This window comes from Laspinema palackyanum D2c (genome assembly GCF_025370875.1).
GTDB lineage: Bacteria > Cyanobacteriota > Cyanobacteriia > Cyanobacteriales > Laspinemataceae > Laspinema > Laspinema palackyanum.
This window is the reverse complement of sequence record NZ_JAMXFD010000004.1, coordinates 135,260-158,834: the sequence shown is the minus strand read 5'-3', so window position 1 is coordinate 158,834 and position 23,575 is coordinate 135,260. Positions and strand designations below refer to the sequence as shown.

14 protein-coding genes are annotated in these 23,575 nt (G+C 48.7%); 7 read left to right on the top strand and 7 right to left on the bottom strand.

Annotated features, from left to right (window positions below; translation table 11 throughout):
• On the top strand, positions 1–1,202 hold a 1,202-nt coding region (locus tag NG795_RS07410), incomplete at its 5' end, for a WD40 repeat domain-containing protein (protein ID WP_367288014.1).
• Positions 1,203–1,471: 269 nt separating this feature from the next.
• Here NG795_RS07410 and NG795_RS07405 read toward each other — a convergent pair.
• Positions 1,472–2,281, bottom strand: a complete 810-nt coding sequence (locus NG795_RS07405; protein ID WP_367288013.1) for an SDR family oxidoreductase — start codon at positions 2,279–2,281, stop codon at positions 1,472–1,474.
• A 426-nt stretch (positions 2,282–2,707) separates the two neighbouring features.
• Here NG795_RS07405 and NG795_RS07400 point away from each other — a divergent pair, with 426 nt between their 5' ends.
• Together NG795_RS07400 and NG795_RS07395 are read left to right on the top strand one after the other, a co-directional pair.
• Entirely contained in the window at positions 2,708–3,970 is a 1,263-nt protein-coding gene (locus tag NG795_RS07400; protein WP_367288012.1) for a bifunctional sterol desaturase/short chain dehydrogenase, read from the top strand.
• 2,339 nt (positions 3,971–6,309) lie between these two features.
• Positions 6,310–7,497: a type I restriction endonuclease gene (locus NG795_RS07395; RefSeq protein ID WP_367288011.1), complete on the top strand. Its 1,188-nt coding sequence runs from the start codon at positions 6,310–6,312 to the stop codon at positions 7,495–7,497.
• A gap of 93 nt (positions 7,498–7,590) precedes the next feature.
• Here NG795_RS07395 and NG795_RS07390 read toward each other — a convergent pair whose 3' ends face one another.
• The 4 genes from NG795_RS07390 to NG795_RS07375 form a co-directional block, all read right to left on the bottom strand.
• Positions 7,591–10,059: a DUF5906 domain-containing protein gene (locus NG795_RS07390; protein WP_367288010.1), complete on the bottom strand. Its 2,469-nt coding sequence runs from the start codon at positions 10,057–10,059 to the stop codon at positions 7,591–7,593.
• A gap of 850 nt (positions 10,060–10,909) precedes the next feature.
• Complete coding sequence (locus NG795_RS07385) at positions 10,910–11,701, bottom strand: LapA family protein (RefSeq protein ID WP_367288009.1); 792 nt, start codon at positions 11,699–11,701, stop codon at positions 10,910–10,912.
• Positions 11,702–11,806: 105 nt separating this feature from the next.
• On the bottom strand, positions 11,807–12,454 hold the full coding sequence (locus NG795_RS07380; protein WP_367288172.1) for a flavin prenyltransferase UbiX: 648 nt from the start codon (positions 12,452–12,454) through the stop codon (positions 11,807–11,809).
• Between the two features lie 319 nt (positions 12,455–12,773).
• The gene (locus tag NG795_RS07375) at positions 12,774–15,179 is read right to left on the bottom strand and encodes a ribonuclease R family protein (RefSeq protein WP_367288008.1); all 2,406 of its coding nucleotides are present in this window, start codon (positions 15,177–15,179) and stop codon (positions 12,774–12,776) included.
• A 955-nt stretch (positions 15,180–16,134) separates the two neighbouring features.
• On the opposite strand from NG795_RS07375, the gene NG795_RS07370 reads away from it, so the two are divergent.
• Positions 16,135–16,983 (top strand): slr1353 family protein, encoded by an 849-nt coding sequence (locus NG795_RS07370; protein ID WP_367288007.1) that lies wholly within the window; start codon positions 16,135–16,137, stop codon positions 16,981–16,983.
• A 206-nt stretch (positions 16,984–17,189) separates the two neighbouring features.
• On the opposite strand, the gene clpP is transcribed toward NG795_RS07370, so the two are convergent.
• Positions 17,190–17,795: an ATP-dependent Clp endopeptidase proteolytic subunit ClpP gene (clpP, locus tag NG795_RS07365; RefSeq protein WP_367288006.1), complete on the bottom strand. Its 606-nt coding sequence runs from the start codon at positions 17,793–17,795 to the stop codon at positions 17,190–17,192.
• Positions 17,796–18,171: 376 nt separating this feature from the next.
• Positions 18,172–18,474 carry a hypothetical protein gene (locus NG795_RS07360; protein ID WP_367288005.1) on the bottom strand — a complete coding sequence of 101 codons (303 nt, stop codon included), beginning with the start codon at positions 18,472–18,474 and terminating at the stop codon, positions 18,172–18,174.
• Between the two features lie 1,201 nt (positions 18,475–19,675).
• On the opposite strand from NG795_RS07360, the gene NG795_RS07355 reads away from it, so the two are divergent.
• The 3 genes from NG795_RS07355 to NG795_RS07345 all read left to right on the top strand — a co-directional run bounded on the left by NG795_RS07355 (position 19,676) and on the right by NG795_RS07345 (position 23,177).
• Positions 19,676–20,944 carry a M16 family metallopeptidase gene (locus NG795_RS07355; RefSeq protein ID WP_367288004.1) on the top strand — a complete coding sequence of 423 codons (1,269 nt, stop codon included), beginning with the start codon at positions 19,676–19,678 and terminating at the stop codon, positions 20,942–20,944.
• Positions 20,945–20,995: 51 nt separating this feature from the next.
• Entirely contained in the window at positions 20,996–22,312 is a 1,317-nt protein-coding gene (locus tag NG795_RS07350) for a M16 family metallopeptidase (protein WP_367288003.1), read from the top strand.
• 289 nt (positions 22,313–22,601) lie between these two features.
• Positions 22,602–23,177, top strand: coding sequence for a peptidoglycan-binding domain-containing protein (locus tag NG795_RS07345; protein ID WP_367288002.1), 576 nt, complete (start codon positions 22,602–22,604; stop codon positions 23,175–23,177).
• The last annotated feature ends 398 nt before the right edge of the window (positions 23,178–23,575 follow it).

Below are 23,575 nucleotides of genomic sequence, written 5' to 3'. Positions count from 1 at the left end.
AGGTGGTTTCTGGTTCTCATGATAAAACCCTGAAAGTGTGGAATTTGGCTACAGGAGAGGAGGAACGCACTCTCACCGGGCATCGTAGCTCGGTAAATGCCATCGCCATCAGCCGGGATGGGCAACGGGTGGTTTCCGGTTCATGGGATCACACCCTGAAAGTGTGGAATTTGGCTACAGGGGAGGAGGAAAACACTCTCACCGGGCATGATAACTGGGTAAGTGCCGTCGCCATCAGCCGCGATGGGCAACGGGTGGTTTCCGGTTCATGGGATAAAACCCTGAAAGTGTGGAATTTGGCCACAGGGGAGGAGGAACGCACTCTCACCGGGCATGGTAGATCGGTAAGAGCCGTCGCCATCAGCGGCGATGGGCAACGGGTGGTTTCTGGTTCATGGAATACCACCCTGAAAGTATGGAATGTGGCTACAGGGGAGGAGGAACGCACTCTCACCTGGCATCGTAGCTCGGTAACTGCCGTCGCCATCAGCGGCGATGGGCAACGGGTGGTTTCCAGTTCTCATGATAAAACCCTGAAAGTGTGGAATGTGGCTACAGGGGAGGAGGAACGCACTCTCACCGGGCATGGTAGCTCGGTAAGAGCCGTCGCCATCAGCGGCGATGGGCAACGGGTGGTTTCCAGTTCTTCATTGGATACCACCCTGAAGGTTTGGAATGTGGCTACAGGAGAGGAGGAACGCACTCTCCCCGGGCATCGTAGCTCGGTAACTGCCGTCGCCATCAGCCGCGATGGGCAACGGGTTGTTTCCGGTTCTCATGATAAAACCCTGAAAGTGTGGAATGTGGCTACAGGGGAGGAGGAACGCACTCTCCCCGGGCATGGTGACTCGGTAAATGCTGTCGCCATCAGCCCCGATGGGAAACGGGTGGTTTCCGGTTCAGACGATAACACCCTGAAAGTATGGAATCTGGCCACAGGGGAGGAGGAACGCACTCTCACCGGGCATGGTTACTCGGTAAATGCCGTCGCCATCAGCCCCGATGGGCAACGGGTGGTTTCCGGTTCAGACGATAACACCCTGAAAGTGTGGAATGTGGCTACAGGGGAGGAAATGGCTTGTTTTATGGCTGACGCTCAGTTACTCTGTTGTGCCATTGCCCCCGATGGGGTGACGGTGGTGGCGGGGGATGGTTTGGGGCGGGTGCATTTCCTGCGGTTGGTAGGATTCCCGTCGCTATGAGAATATTCTAACTTTCACCCTTTTAGTTGTAGAGAGGGAGGCGATTTATCACTCTTTCAATTCCTGCCTTCATTCCCAAATCACCCCGACAAATGTATAATCCAAACATTCCCCCTCGTCAACCTATCCGATCTCGTGATGATGATTATTCCCCTGTTGCCATGAAATTCCCACCCATTTCCCCCCGGGTGAATGAGATGAATTTGTCATCATGGCGCATCATGGGTTTAGGGAATTGCCGCATCGGGGTTTGGGGGGAGGGGGTTGATTTACCCTTGACCCTGGGCAAAGCCGGGATATAATGTCATACCGCCATCGACGAAGATGGTTTCTCCATGTACATAGTCGGACTCATCCGAGGCCAACCAAACGGCGACTTTGGCGATATCTTCGGGAGTGCCTATCCGTTTGTAGGGAATCAATTTGAGCAGTTCGGCTTCGTCTTCGGGGGTGTCCCAGGCATCTTCATTAATGGGTGTTTTAATCGCACCGGGAGCAATTCCATTGACGCGGATTTTGTGGTGGGCAACTTCCTGGGCGATACTTTGCATAAACAGTTTGATTCCGCCTTTAGATGCCGCATAGTTGGAGTGACCGGCCCAAGGTATCACTTCATGAACGGAACTGATAAAGATAATTTTACCGGCTGCGCGCGATCGCTCTTTAACGAGACCTCGGCGCATAAATTCTTTGACCGCTTCTCGGGTACAGAGAAATTGTCCCGTGAGGTTGACATCTATGACTTTTTGCCATTGGGCAAGGGTCATGTCAACCAGATTCGCGTCTTGCTGAAGCCCTGCATTATTGATTAGAATATCAATTGTGCCAAAATGCTCACACAATTGAGAGAACATTTTTTGGACATCCTCTTCTTTGCTGATATCTCCTTGAATGGCGATCGCCTCTCCACCCTTAGATTTAATTTCATTAACGACTTTTTCCGCCCCTTCCGGACTGCTACGATAGTTCACGACCACTTTCGCACCGGCATTTCCCATCCCAAGTGCAATCCCGGCCCCAATTCCCGAACTTGAACCCGTCACCAAAACCACTTGATTTTCTAAAATTTTTCCACTCATCAGCTATTTTCTCAACACGCAAGGATATTGGAGGATATTAAATTCTGCTTTAGTTTAGGAGGCGGTTCTGTGATTCTGAAACCGCCCACAGATAGAGATGGAGGCGACAATTCCCCGGAAATTGGGCAAATTCCTCCCTCGTGATTCGGAAATCTGGAGTCAATGCATCGAAATTTCATGTAAAGTTGTGTAACACTGACATTTTGCACCTGTGGCAACAACCGGCGGGGGATAAATCCCCCGCCTCATAGCTTAAGTCGGTTAAAACCGACTAAACAGCCCACGGTATCAGACTTGCAGTCGGTTTTAACCGACTTAAGTTGTTAGGCGGGGGTTCAAACCCCCGCCGGTTGTGGCTACTTAAACAATTGTGGCGACTCGGGGTCATTCCCTAAAATTACAGAAAAAAGGTGTATTAAACTAACTATGCTCCCAATTTGGATTGCAACAGTAGCGTGGGGACTCGGTTCCATTCTTTGGGCGGAACTGGTACGAGATTTGTATCATGCCTTTGCCCATGTTTGGCAACCCCTCTATCGCTTGCACGTTTGGCATCATCGCGTTTTTCGTCCGAATCTCACCCCAGCGAGTGAAGAGATTTATCAACAAGCGCATTGGCGCAATGACGTACCCGAGGCCCTCGTCATGCTAGGGTTTGGACTGTTGTGGTGGTTAGGGGCATATCTGTTTCTTCCCCATTATTATTGGGTTGCGGGGATTGGGTGTCTTTATACCCTCAGCTTTTTAGGCAGTGCGATCGCCCGGGGTTCGGGAATTCCAGGGGCCGATCGCCTAACGGATCTCACCCACCAACCGGGTCCTTTTGCTACGCCACCCTCGCGATGGTTCGTGAATCGTCCCTACCATTGGCGACATCACTTTGATAACCAAAATGCTTACTTTTGCGGGACGTTTACTTTTATAGACAAACTTATGGGAACTGCACTTTCCCTCAAAGGCAAAACCGTAGCGGTGACTGGGGCCTCTGGAACCCTGGGGCGATCGCTGTTGTTGCATCTCCATGAAGCAGGGGCCAAAGTTATCGCCCTGACTTCGGGTAACGAGGCGATCGCCTTAACCCTAGCGTCAGAAACCTTGGAAGTTAACACCGTTACCTGGCAAATTGGTGAAGAAAACGAGTTGGCGGCGTTATTTGAAAAGGTCGATATTCTCATCCTCAATCATGGGATGAACGTACATGGCGATCGCACCCCAGAGGCGATCGCCAGTTCCTATCAAGTCAATGCCTTTTCCTCCTGGCGTTTGATGGAACTGTTTTTCACCACCGTTAGAACCAATCAAGACATCGCCCGCAAAGAAGTCTGGGTGAACACCTCCGAAGCAGAATCCAATCCCGCCTTTAGTCCCCTGTACGAACTCACCAAACGTACCCTCGGGGATTTAGTCACCTTGCGCCGATTAGATGCCCCTTGCATTGTTAGAAAATTGATTCTGGGCCCCTTTAAAAGTAATCTCAATCCCATTGGCGTCATGTCTGCCGATTGGGTTGGCAAACAAATCGTCAAACAAGCCAAAGCGGATAATCGGAACATCATCGTCACCATTAATCCCCTGACTTTTATTACCTTTCCGCTTAAAGAACTGTTGAACTCAGTTTACTTTAAACTGTTTAGCCGTCCCGGGGTTAAGGTAAGCCAACCCTCGGAAACAAACCACTCCTTGCCCTAAGAAAGCTGTAGAGGCGATCGCAGACTAAAAACCAACAATCCCGCCAGTATTACTACCGGCGGGATTGTCTGTTATTTTAATTTATTAAAAAGACCTGACGGCCTGTCTTATAAGCACCTAAATCTCGGTGCGCTTTCTTATGTTTTTAATATAACTGAATTCACCCCTAAAGTTTATCCCCCTGAAGATAGAACCTGTTGCTACCTCTAAAGACGATATCCAATCCAGTTCTCGCTCAAACCGATACCCTGGATACGGTAGACTTTGACTCCGATTCGAGTGTAACGTTATCCCTCAAAATCAACAATCTCGCCGGTATTGCTACGGGCGGGATTGTCTGTTATTTTAATTTATTAAAAAGACCTAACGGCCTGTCTTATAAGCACCTAAACTTCGGTGCGCTTTCTTATGTTTTTAATATAACTGAATTCACCGATAAAGTTTATCCCTCTGCGGATAGAACCTGTTGCTACCTCTAGGGACAACATCCAATCCGCTTCTGAGTCAAAGCGACGCCCTTAAGAATATAGGCTTTGACTCCAATTCCTGTAAAAATCTATCTCTCAAAATCAACAATCCCGCCAGAGAGCTTCTAGCGGGATTGTCTATTATTTTGCTTTATTAAAAAGACCTTTCGGCCTGTCTTATAAGCACCTAAATCTTGGTGCGCTTTCTTATGTTTTTAATATAACTGAATTCACTGATAAAGTTTATCCCTCTGCGGATAGAACCTGTTGCTACCTGTAGGGACAACATCCAATCCGCTTCGGGCTGAAAGCGACGCCCTTAAGAATATAGGCGTTGAGTCCAATTCCGGTAAAAATCTATCCTTCAAAATCAACAATCCCACTAGAGGGCTTCTAGCGGGATTGTCTGTTATTTTAATTTATTAAAAAGACCTTGCGGCCTGTCTTATAAGCACCTGAATCTTGGTGCGCTTTCTTATGGTTTTAATATAACTGAATTTTCCCCGAAAGTTTATCCCTCTACAGATAGAACCTGTTGCTACCTCTAGGAATACACAACCCCATTTACAGGTGTTCCTCCATAATAGAGTCACTGTTTTAAAGTTCCTGTTTTCTTTAAGCTAGTTCGGGCATTGCGTTCCTGTAGCTGTCCCTTCAAATTTATCTGCTTTTACTCGAAGTAACCGAGGAATCCATCGGTGAAAATCAACAATCCCGCCAGAGAGCTTCTAGCGGGATTGTCTATTATTTTGCTTTATTAAAAAGACCTTTCGGCCTGTCTTATAAGCACCTATCTCGGTGCGCTTTCTTATGTTCTTAATGTACCCGAACTCTACCATAAAGTTTATCCCTCTACAGATAGAACCTGCTTCTACCCCTTCTGACCGCCTCTTGGTAGCAACAATACATTCCCTAGATTGCTGCAGGGGCCAGGTAATCATTAACGCCTAGATACCAACAATCCCGCTAGAAATATTCTAGCGGGATTGTCTGTTATCTTGATTTATAATCTGGGCTTACTAAAAAGGCCAAGGGCCTGTGTTATGAACACCATCGCGGTGCGGTTTCTTATGTTCTTAATATAACCGACCCTCGCAAGCCAGTTTATCTATCTACAGGTAGAACCTTCTTCTACCTCTTCTAGCTGGCAAGGCCCCTCTCCACTGGCGATCGCCTCTACCACTCAGAGTCAACCCCTCAAAATCAACAATCCCGCCAGAGGGTGTCTAGCGGGATTGTCTGTTATCTTGATTTATTAAACCGGCTTACTAAAAAGACCGTGAAGTCTGTGTTATGAACACCTTGTCGGTGTGGTTTCTTATGTTCTAAAGATAGCTGAACCGTTAGAGCAATTTATCTATCTAGAGATAGAACCTGCTGCTACCTCCACAGGTAGAGAACTTTCTGCAACAGCAATGAAAACTTTACCAAATCTGGTTTGTAACGAGTTTGACTCAAGGTCATACGGAGCAAAGAAAATCTAAAAACCAACAATCCCACCAATGTTGCCACAGGTGGGATTGTCTCTTAATTTAATTTACTAAAAAGACCGTTAGGTCTGTGTCATGAACACCAGAATCTCGGTGCGGTTTCTTATGTTTCTACTGTATCGGACTTTTTTAGAATATTTATCCATCTCCCGATAGAACCTGCTTCTCTTCCCTGGGATCACCTGGGGCGGTTCAAAGGGGGGCTGGTCCTGGTCCCACTCCGAACAGGGTTGCTGTCCCTTGGGGCGATCGCCATATTCTATAGCCGAATATTGTAAAGACACGTAAAAAAATTTATCTTAATATAAAGATATCTCGACCCGGATCTACCTAAAGTGGTAATGTAGTGAAAAAAATACAAGCAAAACCACTGGAGTACAACATGGGATTCGCGGAAGAGATCGCCAAGGTTGCGGAACGAGTTCGGAAGAATGCCGATTTGGTTGTTGGAGAAGAAGCCACAAAGCAACAGCTTATTTTACCGTTCTTACATACCCTGGGATATGATATTTGGGACCCTTCCGAAGTAATACCCGAATCGATCGCTGATGTTGCTCTCAAGAAAAAGGCAGGGCACTTCAATAAAGTAGACTATGCGATCGCCATTAATGATACAATCGTTATGTTGGTTGAAGCCAAAGCCCGCAACGAAAAACCAGAAATTCATGATGGGCAGTTAAAGACCTATTTTGATGCGAAACTTTCCGCTAAAGTCGGCATTTGTAGCAACGGGGTTGAATATCGATTTTTCACGGATCTGCGCAATCAAAATCTCATGGACATTGAGCCATTTTTTATCTTTAATCTCTTTAGCTATCAGCCTAAAGATTTAGAAATTCTCAAGCTATTTCACCGCGATAACTTTGATAGCGTCGCCATTAAAATCGAAGCCGAAGAAATGGTTTTTGTCAAAGGAATGGCCGTTTTAATCGGAAATCTTTTAAAGGATCCTTCAGACGAATTAGTTCGCTTTTTAATGGGGGAGTTGACTAAACTTGATGGCGGCTATGCCATTGAAGGAAAAATAACGAGTAAAAAAATTGAGCAGTTCAAACCGATCGCCAAAAAAGCAATTCAAACCTGTCTATTAGAATTGATGACGCGATCGCTTACTCAGGAAATGCAGCAACCCAGTTCCTTGGCGACCCTACCGACCCCACCAACTTCCACAGCGGATGATGATGACTCGGAACTTGATGATCCAGACTCAAAAATTGTAACTACTGAAGAAGAAAAAGCCGCGTTTGAAAAAGTAAAAGCGATCGCAGCAACTTCCACCGCTTATAAATTTGAACTCAATCATAAAGATACAGTTTCCTACTTTGGCATCAATCTGGGTAAAACAACTTGGTGGTTTTTACGATTCTATCTAACCCTAAAGAAAAAGAGTTTTATCACCCGACTCCCCCTTGATGAAATTCGACCCCTTGCTGCTGGGTTTGAAATCCAAGAAGTCTCTGCCTCCGTGGGAGGCGCAGCATCCCGAGTGGTTATTTCTGATATTAGTGACTTAGACAAACTTGCACCTTTGCTGCTCAAATGTTATGAAGCTGAAGCCGCAAAACATTAAACAAATTGACAAATATTAACCTAAAAATAGGGTTTCTGACTCCATTTATGGCTGAGTTGGAAACCCTATTTTAATCGTAAATTCTGCTTAAAATTAAGGATTATGCCATTTTAAACCCCTCAAAAATGTACCTTGTTCATCCCCGCCTTTCTTGGCTTTCGGAAACATGGACAAGAGACGAACCGGGACCTGATTTAAGGTTTTGCAATGCCGATCGCTGGCTGAAGGTAAATCGTACCACAGCAATTTCTCCCGACCGCGATCGCTGACTTCCACCTGGAGAATCCCGTTATCCTGATACCATTGCCGCAATTTTTGCCAAATCTCAGGGACATAGACTCGGGAATCTGGGTCCTCCACCAAACCCGAATCCTTGACAAACTGCCACAGATGTTCAGAGGCGCATTGAATCTCCGTCATCGCTTCTTGGGTGGGACTATAGTCAATCCCATCGCGCATCAACCGTTGCAAGGCATCCAAGAGGCGGTTCAGATAAGCAGGCAGGACCTTGGATTTTAAAAACTCTGGGTCATATTTGAATCGAGGATCCGCAGGCAATTCCCCGCGTCGCGGGTTGGGATTGACGGCAAAGGTTTTCGTAAACGGGAGGACCGCATAACGACTGCGAATCGCTTCCATCACTCCAGCGAGTTCCGGGATATCGTTCCAGTTAAAGATAAACACCGCATTAATCGCGGTTTCATAATCATCTTTGCCTTTGCGTTCAATCACAAAGGACCGATCGCCGGTAATGGCAATTTTCAAGCATTGGAGGCGGTCCAGGGCCTCCGCATTGCGATTTTCCGAGGGCCAGTTCACCCGAGACCCCTCCAATCGGGCAACGGGAAACAACCGTCCGCGATCGGCTTGTTCAAAGGCTTCCACAGAAACCGAGGTCAGTCCCTGATAGCCATACAGCATCGCCGTCACTTCCCGCAAACTATCCTTCCCATTGTTGCCATCTCCCTTGGCAAGTAATGCTTTGACCATTCGTCCTTTCAACCGACGGACGGATTCTAAATCCAGAGATGCGGCGATGGTTTTTAGGAAAATATCCCGATATTGGGGTTCCAGACATTCCAGGAGGCGATCGCAGTCTGTCGGATCCGCCTCCGGGTCATAAGTCACCAGGGGTTGATAGAGATAAAAATGCTGGCGGGGGTCATGGGGGACCAGCTTCCAAGACGGCTGACCCTTGCGAGTAAAGGAGAGTTGGAGAACCCCATTAGTGCAATTCAGTCCCGGGGGATTCACCCGTCCCGGGGCGATCGCAAACATCAATTTCACCCATTCCAGGGCTTTTTTCACACTGCTGGAACTGGCGTAAGGATAGCGAATGTGACCTTTAACATCAATGGGAAAGGAATTGCAAAATTGGGTAATCCGATAGAGTTCTACCGCATTCGGTGAGGCTTCGTAGTAGGTCCCCTGCCATGCATAGAGGGTATTGTTGACGCATATCCACGGGCGATCGCCATAGAGGAACTTGACGATCGCCTGGTTAAACTCCACCACCGGGAAAAAACTATCGTAACTCTCGCTTTCCAGGGTCTGCGAGTTCCGCTGAGTCCCTTGGCGAATCACCCCCTCTAACCGTTGAATCAAGTCTGAGGGAATTGCCGAATTTTCCAGCATTTCCCGAATATCTCCCTTTTCTGGCAAGTCGGGATCAATCTGAGTCGGGTCCAGTTCCAGACAGGGAACCCCCACTTTTGCTGCTGCTGCCGCCACCTTTGCCGCCTTTTTCCGTCCAGTGTCATCGCGATCGGGGAGGACTGCGATCGTTGCCTTCTCGTTGGCATGGCGCAAGCGAATCAAAAAACTCTCAATTTCGACATCCGTCCAGGCGCTTCCTTGAAACGTCACCGCAGCTAACCCCAAAGTTCGGGCAATTTCCACACAGCCTTCCCCTTCCAGCAATAACAACACCGGAAACCCCTCCACTACGCGGGCGCTGGCTGCCAATGCCTCGGTTTCTCGATAGGCTTTCCAGGGGTCATTCCCTTTACTCCAAATCGGCAATCCATCCTCATTCAAATGACATTGACGAAAAGTTTTTTTATGACCCTTGCGTTGTTTGGGGTCCAACCATTCAAACCGATACACCACCTGAGTCTCGCTGTAGTTGTACCGGATTTCTACAGCATGATTCGGGACCCCTTTGGGTTGAAACGAGAGTTTTTGGGATTTAGGGGGAATTCCCGGTTGGCGCAACCTTGCTAAAACCGGCTGTCCCTCGGGGAAGGGGGCGGGTTTAGCGGTTTTCTGGATAGTCTTTTGCCGGGATGATCCCTGGGACATGACTGAAGTGGGGCGATCGCCCAAGGTGGCGCGAATGTCCTTACATTCGCAACCATTCCAACATTGATAGGCCCCGCTTTGGGGATCAACCGTTAGATTCTGTCCCTGGCAGACTGGGCAAATATAGCGATTTTTCTTTCCAGCCACGGGTTCTAAGGTTTCTACCCAGTTGAGCATATTAAAAGGACTCCCACCGGCAACCTTGGCAGATGCAGACAGGAATTCAGCAGAAATGCTGGCATCACGGGTAGAATTGAACACGATTGGCTCCTTTAACTTGGGTTTACACTGCACCAGGGCGTTCCTCGCCTAAACTGGTATTTCAAGGGAATGGTCAAATTGAATGAATAGGGCGATCGCCCGTCTTACCCAGACTGGCAATAGCGAACTGTCTTACGGGTAAATACGGGGGGATTCCCTGCCAACGCACCCTTATCGTTTAGGGTCTGGCATTGGGTCTCATGGCTCATCGGGGGCCGTCTCAAGTCCCTTTGTCTTACAGGTTCTGCATCCAATGTTGCAAAATTGCATTTTCGCAATCGAACATAAGATAATCGCAAAGATTACAAGGGGGTCTCTCCTGATCGGTTATCCAGTACCACGGGAAAAAATAATACCATCTTTGCCCGAGTCTCCACCATAAAAATAAGATAAAGTCTCAGTCCGTTTTCCCACCCCAAACCAAGGCCCTCTCAGGACCCTCTCCCTTTTGAATCTGCATTCTGCAATCCCCATTTCTGCGACTCATCGGGCATCGATCAGTAATCCGGAACCTGCAATGCGATCGCCCTTTTCCGGGGGTCCTGCTGAGGGGTAACGCCACCCTAGGGCTCAGATTTTCATCTCACTTTCATCAGAATCAAGTTTGCCGATGATAATTTGCAGTTTTATTAAATTCACCTCCGGTCCCCTCCCCTTGGCAAGGGGAGGGTTAGGGTGGGGTCCCTCTTTTAATGGGAAAAGACCAGAGGTAGCAGAATCCTGTTGGCGGGTTGAATTGATGACGAAGTGAAGAAACGACTGAAGTCGTTACTACGAACTGAAGAGAACGACTGAAGTCGTTACTAAGAACTAAGAGAACGACTGAAGTCGTTACTACGAACTTGGATGCTTACCACTCGTCACGGCGACGGCGAATCGTGGTCCAATCATCGCCGGAACTGTTACTGCTGGGGGGTTCTGGCGTCGGCAATTCTTCCAGAGTTGGTTCAACGATCGCCTCTGGGGATGTTTCCTCTGAGAGTTGTTCCTCTACGGGTTTTTCTACTGAGGGGGGTGGGGTGACAAGTCGGTAATCTGCATCGTAGGGGGAATTGCCTTTATCCCCGCCAGATTCTCGATTCTGATCATAACTGTAGGAATAGCTGGATCCCACCCAAGACTCGGCAACGGGTTCTCGGACGACTTCGTAATTGTAGCCCTCCCCTGATTGAGGAAAGGGTTGAGGATTGGGTTCATCGATGAAGTCTTCATCTTCATCAATCCAGTTTTCTTCTTCTAATTCCCTGGAGTTGGGAACGGGGATGCGACTGCCTGTTTCCCCAGTACGGTTGAAACGATTGGAGACATCATCCTGAATCACTGTGGCGTTATAGCGTGGGGAGGGGGGTTCACTCCGATTTCCCCGAGGTGGTGGGGGGTTGACGGGTTCCAGAGGACGCTGGCGGTTGCGGGGTCTGGGGTTGCGGGTATCCCAATAATGATAGAGCCCGAATAGAATGGCGATCGCCCAGGCAGTCACAGCACCCAGGGCGATCGCTGCTAGAATCCAGAGAGACAGAGGTAGCGCAATAGACCTCATGCCTAAAAACACCAAAGACAGGGATGGCGACGTATTTTGCAGAGCAAAAATTGTCAATCCCCCCAAGACAACCAACAGCAGTACATTCCGAAATTCACGCATATTTTATTTTCTAATTCATTAATCCCGGCCAGGGATTTCCACAGTTTCACCGCTTCCCCGGACTTATTTTAGCATCCTGTATTCCCTTTGGGCCTCCTGACTGCTTCAGGGATGCCCTTCCCACCGTCGAATCGGTACGCAGTCAATGTCAAATTGATCCAATGCCCGGGCGATGGTAAAATCCACTAAATCCTCAATCGTTTGAGGTTTGTGATACCAAGCGGGAATCGCCGGGACAATTCTTGCACCCGCTTCTGCCAAGGTCGTTAAATTCCGTAAATGAATCAAACTAAAGGGCGTTTCCCGAGGGACAACGACCAGTTTTCGACCTTCTTTAAGTTGAACATCTGCCGCTCGTTCTAATAAGCTAGAACTCAATCCCGTAGCTATTTTTGCAACGGTACTCATACTACAAGGAATCACCAGCATTCCTACAGTTCGGAAGGAACCACTGGCAATATTTGCACCCACATCTTGCCAGGGATGACAAGTCAGTTTACCCTCGGTGACACTTCCAGCGCGATCGCGCCAAAATATCTCTTGTTGTGCGGGTTCCGCAGGCATCCTAACATTCTCTTCGGCTTGCCAAACCATATAGGTTGATTTAGATGCCACCAGTTCAACGCGATAGTCTGCCTCTAACAAAAATTTAACGGTTCGCACGGCATAAATTAACCCCGATGCGCCGGATATGCCGAGGATTAAAGGTCTGTTTTTATCGTTGATAATAGTCTCCTTTGTTGATTCATTCAGGGAGGATTTAACGATTAAAGCGGTTTAGGCCAAGTTTGAGAATAACATTGACTGGATATTATTTTATCATTCTCGGCCAAGTTTGTAAATAGATGAGGAGTGGGGTAAATAAATCCTTTCAATAAATCCATGAATAGCCAATCCCGCCTACAAATCTCGATTGTCTAGTCAGGCGAGGGAGGGGGGCGACGAGATATTTTATCCTGGATGGGATTAAAAAATTTAAAAATTAAGCCCGCGATCAGGCGGGCTTTATCCATTGTCTGTCCGAGTTTTTGCTGTCGGACCCAGTGCTAATCATGAGAGGATTCAAGGGAGATTAAATATCTTCCTCGTAATCATAGTAATTGCGTTCGCGCTCACGATATTCGGTGTAGTCTTCGCCACTGGCTTCACTGCCGCCACCGACTGCCACGAGGTCGATTTGTTGACGGTAGTAATCCACACTTTTAACTTGAACTTCGACGATATCGCCTAAGCTGTATTGCTTGCGATTTTTCCGACCAACGAGAGTTTGCAGGCGAGAACGATACTCATACCAGTCATCTTTGAGGGAGGAAACATGGACAAGTCCTTCCAGACGCAGAGGAATGCCTTCGGGTCCTTCGACTTCGATTTCGACAAAGAATCCGTAGGATTGAACGCCGGTGATTAATCCGCTGAAGGTTTCGCCGGTGCGTGCCTTCATCAGTCCGGCTTTTTTGAGTCCTTGGAGGTCCGCTTCTGCTTCGTGGGTGAGCTTTTCGCGATCGCTCAGGTGACCGACGATAGTGGCAAAATGACTCTCAAAGTCGCTGTGAGTCGTGGGAGGCAGAACGTTCCAAGAGATTTCGCCGTGACTGTGACTGCTGTGCAGATCGACGTATTCTTTAGACCGAGCGGATTTGCGATCGCGTCCTTCTTCAAACACCGTTTTTAACAAGCGTTGGACCAACAGGTCCGCATACCGCTGGACGGGGGAGCAGAAGTGAGTATAACCTGTGCTTAAAGCCAGTCCGAAGTGAGAACCCGGATTTGTGCTATAGCTGGCAGGTTTTAAGGTATCTTCCAAGAGATAAGTGAGAACTCGCTCGCACCCAGAGGCGGCAAAGACCTCAGTAAAGTCTTGGAAGTCAATGGGAGTCACTTCTTCGGGGTCATCAAGCAGGACTTCTACCCCCATATTACTGGCGAGTTTGATCAGCTCATCGACTTGTTCCAGGTCCGGTGCCGCTTGGATGCGGTAAATTCCCGGAACCCCTAATTGCTGCAAGTGAGTGGCGACCAGTTGGTTAGCCAGAATTGTAAATTCACAGAGCATCCCTTGGGCGGTCATGTGAGAAGACAGAGAAATCGCCCCCTCTGCACCTTCATCGTTATAAACCGAGGGGCAAATGCCATATTGGTTGGGGGGCAGATTCAGGTCAAATCCCCCGCGCGCGCGCCGCCAGTTTTGCATGGCATAGCTGAGTTGGAACATTTTTTCCAGAGTTTGAGCGATCGCCTCCGGTAAAGGTTCAGGCTCTTCCAGAGATTTTTGACGTTCTCGAAACTCCAACCACCAAGCGGGGATGATTTCGGGATCAAGGTGTTTTTCCTGCAATTTATCCAGAATCGGTTGTGCTTGGCGATCGCTCACTTGATAATCAACCTTGATGACACTGGGTTTAATTTCAAAATCCACCACCCCATCATCATCTAAAATGACTAACACCGAAACCGCGAGGCGGTCTTCCCCCGTCAGCAACGAGCAGGAATCCAAAGCCAACTGTTCAGGAATAATCGGCAATACCATATCCCCTAGATGTGCCGACACCGATCGCTTGCGAGCTTCCCGATCCAACGCCGTATCTGGCTTGACATAGTGGGCGACATCTGATACGTGAATGGATAGACGCCACTCGCCACTTTTGAGCGTTTCCAGACTAAAAGCTTGTTCCACCGTGGGAATGGAACTGCGGAGTCTGGATGCGGGCATCAAAGCAATGGTTTGGAGACTGCGGAGGTCTAAGCGCCCTTTAATCTCAGCCTTTCGCAGGGGTTTGGGTAAATCGGCGATCGCATCGAGAACAACTTGGGGGAAAGCGCGAGGCAAGTCATGCTTACAGCAAACAATATCCAGATCATTGGCATCTTCTGCATCGGATCCCAGGATTTGTGCGACGCGCCCGAGGGGGGGATTGCTGCCGAGAGCATAACGCAACACTTCGACATGAACCAGATGTTCGACGGCATCGGCGAGGGAAACCCCATTTTGTTTGAGGTCCAGTTCAAATAACAAGCGATCGTCTAAAGGAACCGCTAAATAGCGATTTCCCGTTTGCTTGACTCTTGCCAGTACCGACGGGTTGGCACGTTCGAGGATTAACTTCACCTCGCCTTCAGGAGAACGACGACGAGAGCCTTCTTTAATGATATTCACCAACACGCGATCGCCATTCCAAGCATTACTCAAATGGCATTCGCGGATGTAAATATCCTCCGTCCCCTCCGTATCCTGAATCGCAAAGCAAAACCCCTTGCTAGAGCAGCGCAGTTTTGCTTCTACGAGACTTTCTTCCCAAACCCGCCGATATCGACCTTTATCCTTAACAAGCACGCCGATTTTTTCCAACGCATCGAGCGCGATTTGTAAGTAGCGCGTGCTTTTTTCATCCTGACACCCCAATTTCTTCTCTAAGATCTTGGGAGCGACCGATTTATCATCGGTAAAATTTGCCAGTAGTGTAGCGATTGAAAAGTCCATTCAGAGATCGATCCTTCTTTTATCCATTCGGTTCTCTTTCCAGGCATCAAATGTCTGGTGTTGCTGCTTGTTCTCAATCCAGCCGAGCCTCAAAGGTGACGCAAATGACGAATATCCCCTTATTGAACTCGGTTGACTTCAGACAAGCTATAGTGATGCCAACTTTCAAGCCAAAACAGTTGCATCGCGTCAATCCCCTGTGAGTTTTCAACGGAGGTCGTGATCGTATCATACTCCCCGATCGACCCATCCGAATCAGAACTTACAGCATCGGAAAGCGACGCGCATCGTGCGACTTTTTCAGCATCAGCGTCCAGTTTCCCAGCAATGCGAGCCAACAGTTGGCCAATGCTTGGGTCACTGACGGACTCCTTCCACAGGAAAACAGGAGGGTTGACCCACGCGAAATGCATCATCGGGCGATCGCGCTTACATCCCTAACGACAATCAAGACCACAGACCAGATGCGCGGACAGAGGAGCCGGTGATTCATCAACCCGCTATATCCAAGGGACACCAGCCAAAGCGAAGGGGCAGTTGTTAGGTGTAGAACCCCCTCAACCGGGCTTGCCATGCCTGGGGATTTAACCGAGTTAGAGTCTAAAGACACTGGAAAACTCTAACGAGTTGCTGCCGTATCTGTTAGATATCCAACTCATAAAAACGAGCGGTTGCTTGTTTGATCGGCATGGTTTCTGGATTTTCTCCCTAGGCAATTGATCGGTGCCCTCTTCGTCGATCTCTGGCGATCAATCGCGAGGGCTTGACTCAAAGGCGGCGGTTTTTGCCCTCGGGTCTTTCACAAGTGACCTGTTTTCTGGCATTGTAGCATTGAATGGCATTAAAATTCCCCGAAGCCAATTTCCCTCATTAAAATGTCAAGTATCCCCTTAAAATTCCCCGGGCTGAATCTGCTCCCTTAAAATGTTCGGTATTGATACTACCCTCACCCATCATGTTGATTGAATTTCGCTCTCGCTATCCAACCGCCAGCTTAATTTCTGAATTACTCACCCTTCATCAAGGACTCTATGTGGTGCGGACCTTGGTACAAATGGATGGGGTGACTCTCGCGACGGGGATGGCGGCAGAACGGACCGTCGAACAAGCCGAAGATCGCGCCCGAGTTCGGGCGATCGCGGTTTTAGGGACATCGGTCTCCCTGGCTGAGGCTACCCCGTCGCGCAACTTATCAGACTCTGCTGTAACTACACCGGCATCGGCTCCGGCTTTTAATACCCTACATTTGGGACAAGGCAAAACCCGTGCTAGGCCCACCTCAACCCCCATGAGTTCCCCCGGGTTCCCCGAATCTCAACTCTCGACTCCTCCTGAAACAGCCCCCGCATTCCCAGAGATTGAAAAGTCCGGTCCGACTCCCGATCAATGGCTATCGGGCGGGGGATATTCGCCGAGTCATTCTACCCCGAGCGAATTCCCACCCGAGAGTTTACCCGAAACTTCTGGGTTTCCAGACAGTCCCACTCGGGCCGATGCTGATCCGTTCTCTGGATACCAATCCGGGGATGAACCCCAGTCCAGTCTCCCAACTGATTACGGGGTCCCGAGTTCCACTTCCCCAGCTTCCGCACAGACCCCTCCTAACGCCAGTCAATCGGGTTCAGTGGATTTATCCGATGCGATCGCCCAAACCACCATTGAGATTAAACGCCTAGGTTGGACCAACGACCAAGGGCGCAACCATCTGAAACAAACCTATGGGGTCCCTTCCCGTTCTCTGCTCTCGGAAGACCAATTGTTCGACTTCTTAACGTATCTCAAAAACCAACCCAGCCCTTCTTAGGCATTGTAGCCCCAAGATTTGAGGAGTTAGGGGGAGAAAACTGGGATTTTTTCCCACTTTAACTCTCCAAATGCCCCCTTTGGGCTCCTGACAAGAGTAAGCTTTGGCTCCCACCCTGAGCAGGGTGGGAGCCAAAAAATTTAAGGTTAGGTCCCAGGAGTCCCCAGAGGGATAAAAGTCTGTTCCCCCGGGAACTCAACCGGGATTTAACTCACCGCTACCGGACGGGTGGCAGAGGGGCGGCGATCAATGACCAGATCAATGAGTCCGTAGTCCACAGACTCTTGGGCGGACATGAAAAAGTCCCGTTCCGTATCTTGTTCAATCCGCTCAAGGGGTTGGCCTGTATGCTCCGCAAGCAAAGTATTCAGGCGTTTTTTGTGGTATAAAATTTCTTTGGCTTGGATTTCAATATCCGTCGCCTGCCCTTGAGCGCCTCCAAGGGGTTGGTGAATCATGATCCGCGAATGGGGTAAGCTCATCCGCTTGCCTTTGGCACCGGCACTTAATAAGAAAGCACCCATGCTGGCGGCTAATCCCAGACATATCGTAGAAACATCGGGGCGGATGTGGTTCATGGTGTCGAAAATTCCCATGCCTGCCGTCACCGATCCACCAGGGGAGTTGATATAGAGGTAGATATCTTTTTCGGCGTCTTCAGCTTCTAGGAACAGCAACTGGGCAACAATCAGGTTCGCTAGGTCTGCGTCCACCTGTTGTCCCAAAAAGACGATGCGATCGCGCAGGAGGCGGGAGTAGATATCAAAGGCGCGTTCACCACGCCCAGATTGTTCGATTACGGTAGGGATCATCTAGCTTGCCTGTTTACGTTACGTTTCTTAAATTTTACCTAAATCAGCAAGCATCCTCCCAGGTTCTCTGGATGTTTCTACTCTCGGAGTGGGTTTAAAGTGCTCTGGTGTCGGGTTCTGATGTCTCAAGTTGATGTATCGCGATGCTTTGCAGTCCCTCAGACCCTTGACCTAAATATGGAAAATTGGGCAAACCGTTCGGTTAGCCCTCCACTGTCTATTTGAGCAGTTCACGCTCATTCTACGGATTAATTCTCTAGTTCCAACGCTCACCACACTCCGACCGGATAGTACCTTGATCAGGTACGGTTTTCTCTCTGGACCCGATCGCCTTCCATCGGGTTTGATGGCGATCGCTCCTTGAACAGGATCAGCTTTAAAGTGCTGTCCTGACTTCTGTCCTGACTTCTGTCATCAGGAATGGGAATGACCGGAAAAATGGCATGATGCACCCTGGAATGAATGGCTCAGTTGCGCTGACGGATGAGCGCGAACCCCATAGACTATAGGGACTTTTGGCTTCAAACTTGCTTCGGTTCGGGTCTGTGTAGATTTTGACCGGGGAACGATCAGCGCGATCGTCAATGGGGCGATCGGTTGAGTTCTTATCTTCCACTTCCCCGATGATCCGGTTCGGTTCCACGAGATACATCAGCACTGGCAATTTGGCCATTTGCATCGGAGTTATTTTCTTTTGAAGTAAAATATTCACTGCCTGAAAAGTTGGCATTCATCCCTAATAAGAGCAGGCCAGATAACACCAAGCATTTGTAGATGCTCATAGATAAATTCCTTTTTTTGACTGTTATTTCTTTCTACGCAATCTCCCCAAAACATCCGGCTAGTTTTTCAAATTATTTAAGGTAGAACCTTCTCATCTCTAAGGCTCTAAAATCCGGAACATTTCCAACTTAAATTCGTCCTATTCTTTATTCTTCCATCCTTCTGGCTTTGATTTCGCCCCAATCTGCTTGGCTTCTAATCTCATCCCGCTAAGTTTGTAAAGAGGGATACGAAAATGCCTCAGTTACCCATCCGGGTACCCAAATATTCTTTGGGGGATTAAAAGAAAAAGTAACCCCCCCCAATCCAAGGGCGATCTTTTCTAAGAGAGATTTTCTCCCCAAGCTCAATCCCTATAGCTTATTTTCATAAACTGGAATTTTTAATAGTAATAAAAAATATTTTTTTAAGTAATTAAAAAAGCACTAATTTCCCGAGAGTTTGTTTAAAACGGTCAAATATCTAAATCCAACCCTCAACGGACACAATGTGAGAGGGGAAATTTGATGAACTAACCTAGGTCAAGGCGATCGCGCGAGGTTAGAGTCTAGGATTAAAGCGCAGGGTTAGCTCCTGTGACCCTTCGAGTTCCAGCTTGTAGAAATTCCAGCAATTCCTCACCCCAACCGATGTAAATCGGCTGCTAAACAACACCGACTGAAAATGATTCCATCCGGATAAAAATCAGGCAAGAGATGAGAACCCCCTGGAGTTTCAATGGGGTTACCGTCCAATAATTGAGACGCAAAGGCAAAGGAAAGTGGAACGAAGATCCAACCCACCATCATCAGACTCTGGGCAAGGTAGCACAGACCCCTATCCTGTTCGATGGGGTCTCTCTAAAGAGGAAATTGCAGCGACAGGACTCAGGCATTTTTGGAGGGAAAACCCTAAATGTAGCGGCGAGTCGCTCCTGATGCCTCTCCATTTAGGGTTCGATGTTACAGATTGCGTAAGTCCTCAGAGAATTTTCAAAGCTCCCCTATCCCCTTTGGCCCGTTCCAGAGAAAGTCTGTATCAATTCATGCAGCATAGTGTGAAATGAAGCGTTAGCATGAGATAATTTATCACCAAATTCAGGTTTGAGATTAAAAAGTTTGTCTGCACTGCTCAAGAAATCGGAGTTTCCAGGAAATATCGTAAGGCTGGCAAATGGATTAACCGTGATTCACCAACATATCAGTGCTACACCCGTGGTTGTGGTTGATGTGTGGGTTAAAGCAGGTGCAATCCGTGAACCTGACACCTGGTCAGGAATGGCTCATTTCCTGGAACACATGATTTTCAAAGGCACCCTCAACCAGCCTCCGGGTGCCTTTGACTGTCTGATTGAAAATCGGGGTGGGATGACCAATGCCGCCACGAGTCATGACTATGCCCACTTTTTCATTACCGTTGCCGCACCCTATTTAAAAGACAGTCTGCCTGCTTTGGCGGATCTGTTGCTGCATCCGGCAATTCCCGATGATGAGTTTCTGCGGGAACGGGACGTGGTACTGGAAGAAATTCGCCAATCCGTAGATAATCCGGATTGGCTAGGGTTTCAAGCGATGATGGAGACGATTTATCACCAGCATCCGTATCGACGCCCGGTATTTGGGGAGGCGGAGATTTTGATGGAGCGATCGCCTGAAGAAATGCGAATGTTCCATCGCTGCCACTACCAACCGGAAAACATGACAGTGGCGATCGTTGGCAACGTCACCTTAGCCGAAACCCTCGACTTAGTACAGGACGCCTTCAACAGCTTTCCCACCCCAGGGGAATGGCAGGATTTCAAACAAGAAGCAGAACCCCCCATGACGGAAATTCGCCGTCGGGAACTGTTCTTACCTCGTCTGGAAGTGGCGAGGTTAACCCTAGCTTGGACGGGACCGGGGGTGGAACAGTTGCAGGATGCTTATGGGTTAGACTTGCTGGCAGTAGTCCTGGCAGAGGGGCGAAATTCCCGTTTAGTCCGAGAATTGCGGGAGATCCGGGGACTGGTTCACGGCATCGGCAGCGATTTTTCCCTCCAACGGGATTCCAGCTTGTTTACAATTGGGGCATGGCTCGATCCAAAACATCTGGATCTGGTGGAAAATGTGATTCTCGATCGCATCGATGAGTTACAGGCTCAACCCATTAATGGGGCAGAACTGGCCCGAGCTCAACGCCTGCTCTGTAATGATTATGCCTTTTCGACGGAAACCCCGTCTCAACTGGCTGGGTTATATGGTTACTATCAAACCATTGCCGAGGCCCCGGCAGCCGTGGCCTATCCGGATTGCATTCAATCCTATAATGCGGCAGACTTGCAACGGGTAGCGAATAACTATTTATGCCCGAAATATTACGCAGTTACAGAACTCAAACCTCTGGACTGAGTTAAACCCCAGATTAATCGACCTCAGACGACTACAAGGAACCTAATTTTCGTGACACAGAACGTGACGCAATCGCTACAGAAGACAATCCATCGGACGGTTTTGAAGAATGGCATGGTGGTGATTGCCGTGGAAAATCCCGCCGCTGATATCATTGCTGCCCGGATTTTTATCAATGCTGGGAGTTCTTGGGAGTCTCCAACTCAAGCGGGATTGTCGCATCTGCTGTCGGCGGTGTTGACGAAGGGGACCGAAGGGCGATCGTCCCTGGAAATTGCGGAATTGGTGGAGTCGGTGGGGGCCACCCTAAGTACGGATACGACGCCGGATTATTTTTTGCTGAGTTTGAAGACGGTTTCGGGGGATTTCCCGGAGTTGTTGCGGCTGTCTTCTGAACTGTTGCGATCGCCCACCTTTCCCGAGTCTGAGGTGGAACTGGAACGCCGTCTGACCCTGCAAGGAATTCGCTCTCAGCAGGAACAACCGTTTACCATTGGTTATGACCAGATGCGGCGAGCGATGTACCCGGATCACCCCTACGCTAGTTCGGTTCTGGGAACGGAAGCGACTGTATCTCAGTTGACTCGGGAAGATTTACAAACCTATCATCAAACCTATTTTCGCCCCGATCGCATCGTCATTAGTCTCACGGGTCGAATTTCCCCCTTAGAAGCAACAGCATTGGTTGAATCAATCTTTGGAGATTGGCAGGCCCCTTCTGTTTCGGTTCCCCCCTTGGAATTACCCCGGTTAAAACCCAATCCCCGCTTTCTCAGTTCCATCCAGGATACTCAACAGTCCATCGTGATGGCGGGGTATTTGGGTCCTTCAGTCTTGGGAAATGACCCCTTGAATCCCAACCCGAGGGATTATGCCATCCTCAAGTTACTGAATACCTATTTGGGAAATGGGTTATCCAGTCGGTTATTTGTGGAACTGAGGGAAAAACGGGGTTTAGCCTACGATGTTTCCGCATTCTACCCAACTCGTCTGCGGGAAGCGGCATTTGTGGTTTATATGGGGACTGCTCATGAAAATACAGCGATCGCTCTTAAATGTCTCCAAACTGAAGTGGAGCGTCTGAGCAATACCACCCTGGGTGAAGAGGAGTTACAATCGGCCAAAAATAAGCTCCTCGGTCAATATGCTTTGGGCAAGCAAACCAACGCTCAAATCGCTCAAGTCTTTGGCTGGTATGAAATTTTGGGTCTCGGGATTGATTTTGATAAGCGCTTCACCGAAGAGGTGGCCGGAATTTCGCCAGGGGAGGCCCAGGAAGCAGCCAGTCAGTATCTGACTCAAGCTTATGTCTCGCTCGTTGGACCATCCGAGGCGATCGCGCCGTTATGCGAATCCGTTGCCTATTAATCTGTAACTCTGTCAACGGACTTGCATTAAAATGACTCTATCAAGGAGTCACTACAAACGTTTGTAGTAACCCCTTTAGGGGTTATCTCTTGAGGACTGCCACCTTGACAGGGCTACCTATTAATCTCCCAGATACGGACAAGAATTTGGGGATGCCACCCCATCTGATTGGGCCTTTTCTCCCAGGCACTGAAAACCGTTATAATTCCCCCCTGATCAACGGCTAAAATCAGCAATAAGTCCGTCGAGTAGGAGGCTAGAGACATTGACAGAGGTCGTATTTAATCCAATGAGCTGGATCCGGTCCACCGCCAAGGTAATGGTATGCAGTTTCTCTCTGGTTTTGAGTTCTGTGCCGATCGCAGCGATCGCCCAGCAGACCCCTTTCGTGCAGCGATCGACCTTGCAACAGGGCACCCGAGGTCAAGAAGTCACAGAACTGCAAGCGGTCCTCAAACTCATGGGATTTTACACTGGACCCGTGGATGGCATTTATAACGAAGGCACAGTCCGAGGAGTTGCTGCATTTCAGCAGGCAGCGGGGTTAACCCCCGATGGCATCGTTGGAGAGGGAACCTGGAATCGACTCTTTCCGCCTTCTCCTGGCGCAGTTGCCTCCGGTTTTGGTAATCCCGCGTCCGTTCCGTTTATTCAATCCTCCCGTCCCATCCTGCGACAAGGCATGGAAAGCGATTGGGTAGCGCAACTCCAACAGCGTCTCAATCAAATGGGCTTTTTTGAAGGCTCCCCCACCGGCGTCTTTGGTCCTCGAACCGATGCTTCTGTGCGAGCATTGCAAAGCCGCTACAATTTAGAACCCGATGGCATCGTCGGCCCTTCTACTTGGTCCATTTTGTTTCCTTAACTTGATCTCCGATTCCCTCGCCTGGGCAAGGCGAGGGCTTTCGGAAGGGGTTTATTGAGGTAATTATGCTTATCAAAACGCAGATTTTGGGCGAATTACTAACAAATGTAACAGAAAAGATTGCAAGACGTAAATCTCTGTAAAGTTTGTTAAACAAAGGGTTGCGCTCTGAAAAATTTGTGGTAACTTATAAATATGACGCGAGCAGGAAATAAAACTTCAACGCCAAACAAGTTTTTTAGATTAGAGTTCTGCGTCATCCCGCTCTAATCTGCCCGTAGTAAAGCAGCGGCGAGCATCCCAACAAAAAGGTGGTGCTTCTGTCTAAGAAAAGTTAGAACTAGAAGCCAAAACTTTGAGTCTGGTATAGACTGAGTGGATGCCAACACCGAAAACTA

What these genes read in the sequence shown, in the direction of transcription:
- NG795_RS07405 (WP_367288013.1), bottom strand. Translation starts at nt 2,281, where the DNA reads ATGAGTGGAAAAATTTTAGAAAATCAAGTGGTTTTGGTGACGGGTTCA.
- NG795_RS07400 (WP_367288012.1), top strand. Translation starts at nt 2,708, where the DNA reads ATGCTCCCAATTTGGATTGCAACAGTAGCGTGGGGACTCGGTTCCATT.
- NG795_RS07395 (WP_367288011.1), top strand. Translation starts at nt 6,310, where the DNA reads ATGGGATTCGCGGAAGAGATCGCCAAGGTTGCGGAACGAGTTCGGAAG.
- NG795_RS07385 (WP_367288009.1), bottom strand. Translation starts at nt 11,701, where the DNA reads ATGCGTGAATTTCGGAATGTACTGCTGTTGGTTGTCTTGGGGGGATTG.
- NG795_RS07375 (WP_367288008.1), bottom strand. Translation starts at nt 15,179, where the DNA reads ATGGACTTTTCAATCGCTACACTACTGGCAAATTTTACCGATGATAAA.
- NG795_RS07370 (WP_367288007.1), top strand. Translation starts at nt 16,135, where the DNA reads ATGTTGATTGAATTTCGCTCTCGCTATCCAACCGCCAGCTTAATTTCT.
- clpP (WP_367288006.1), bottom strand. Translation starts at nt 17,795, where the DNA reads ATGATCCCTACCGTAATCGAACAATCTGGGCGTGGTGAACGCGCCTTT.
- NG795_RS07360 (WP_367288005.1), bottom strand. Translation starts at nt 18,474, where the DNA reads ATGCAAATGGCCAAATTGCCAGTGCTGATGTATCTCGTGGAACCGAAC.
- NG795_RS07345 (WP_367288002.1), top strand. Translation starts at nt 22,602, where the DNA reads ATGAGCTGGATCCGGTCCACCGCCAAGGTAATGGTATGCAGTTTCTCT.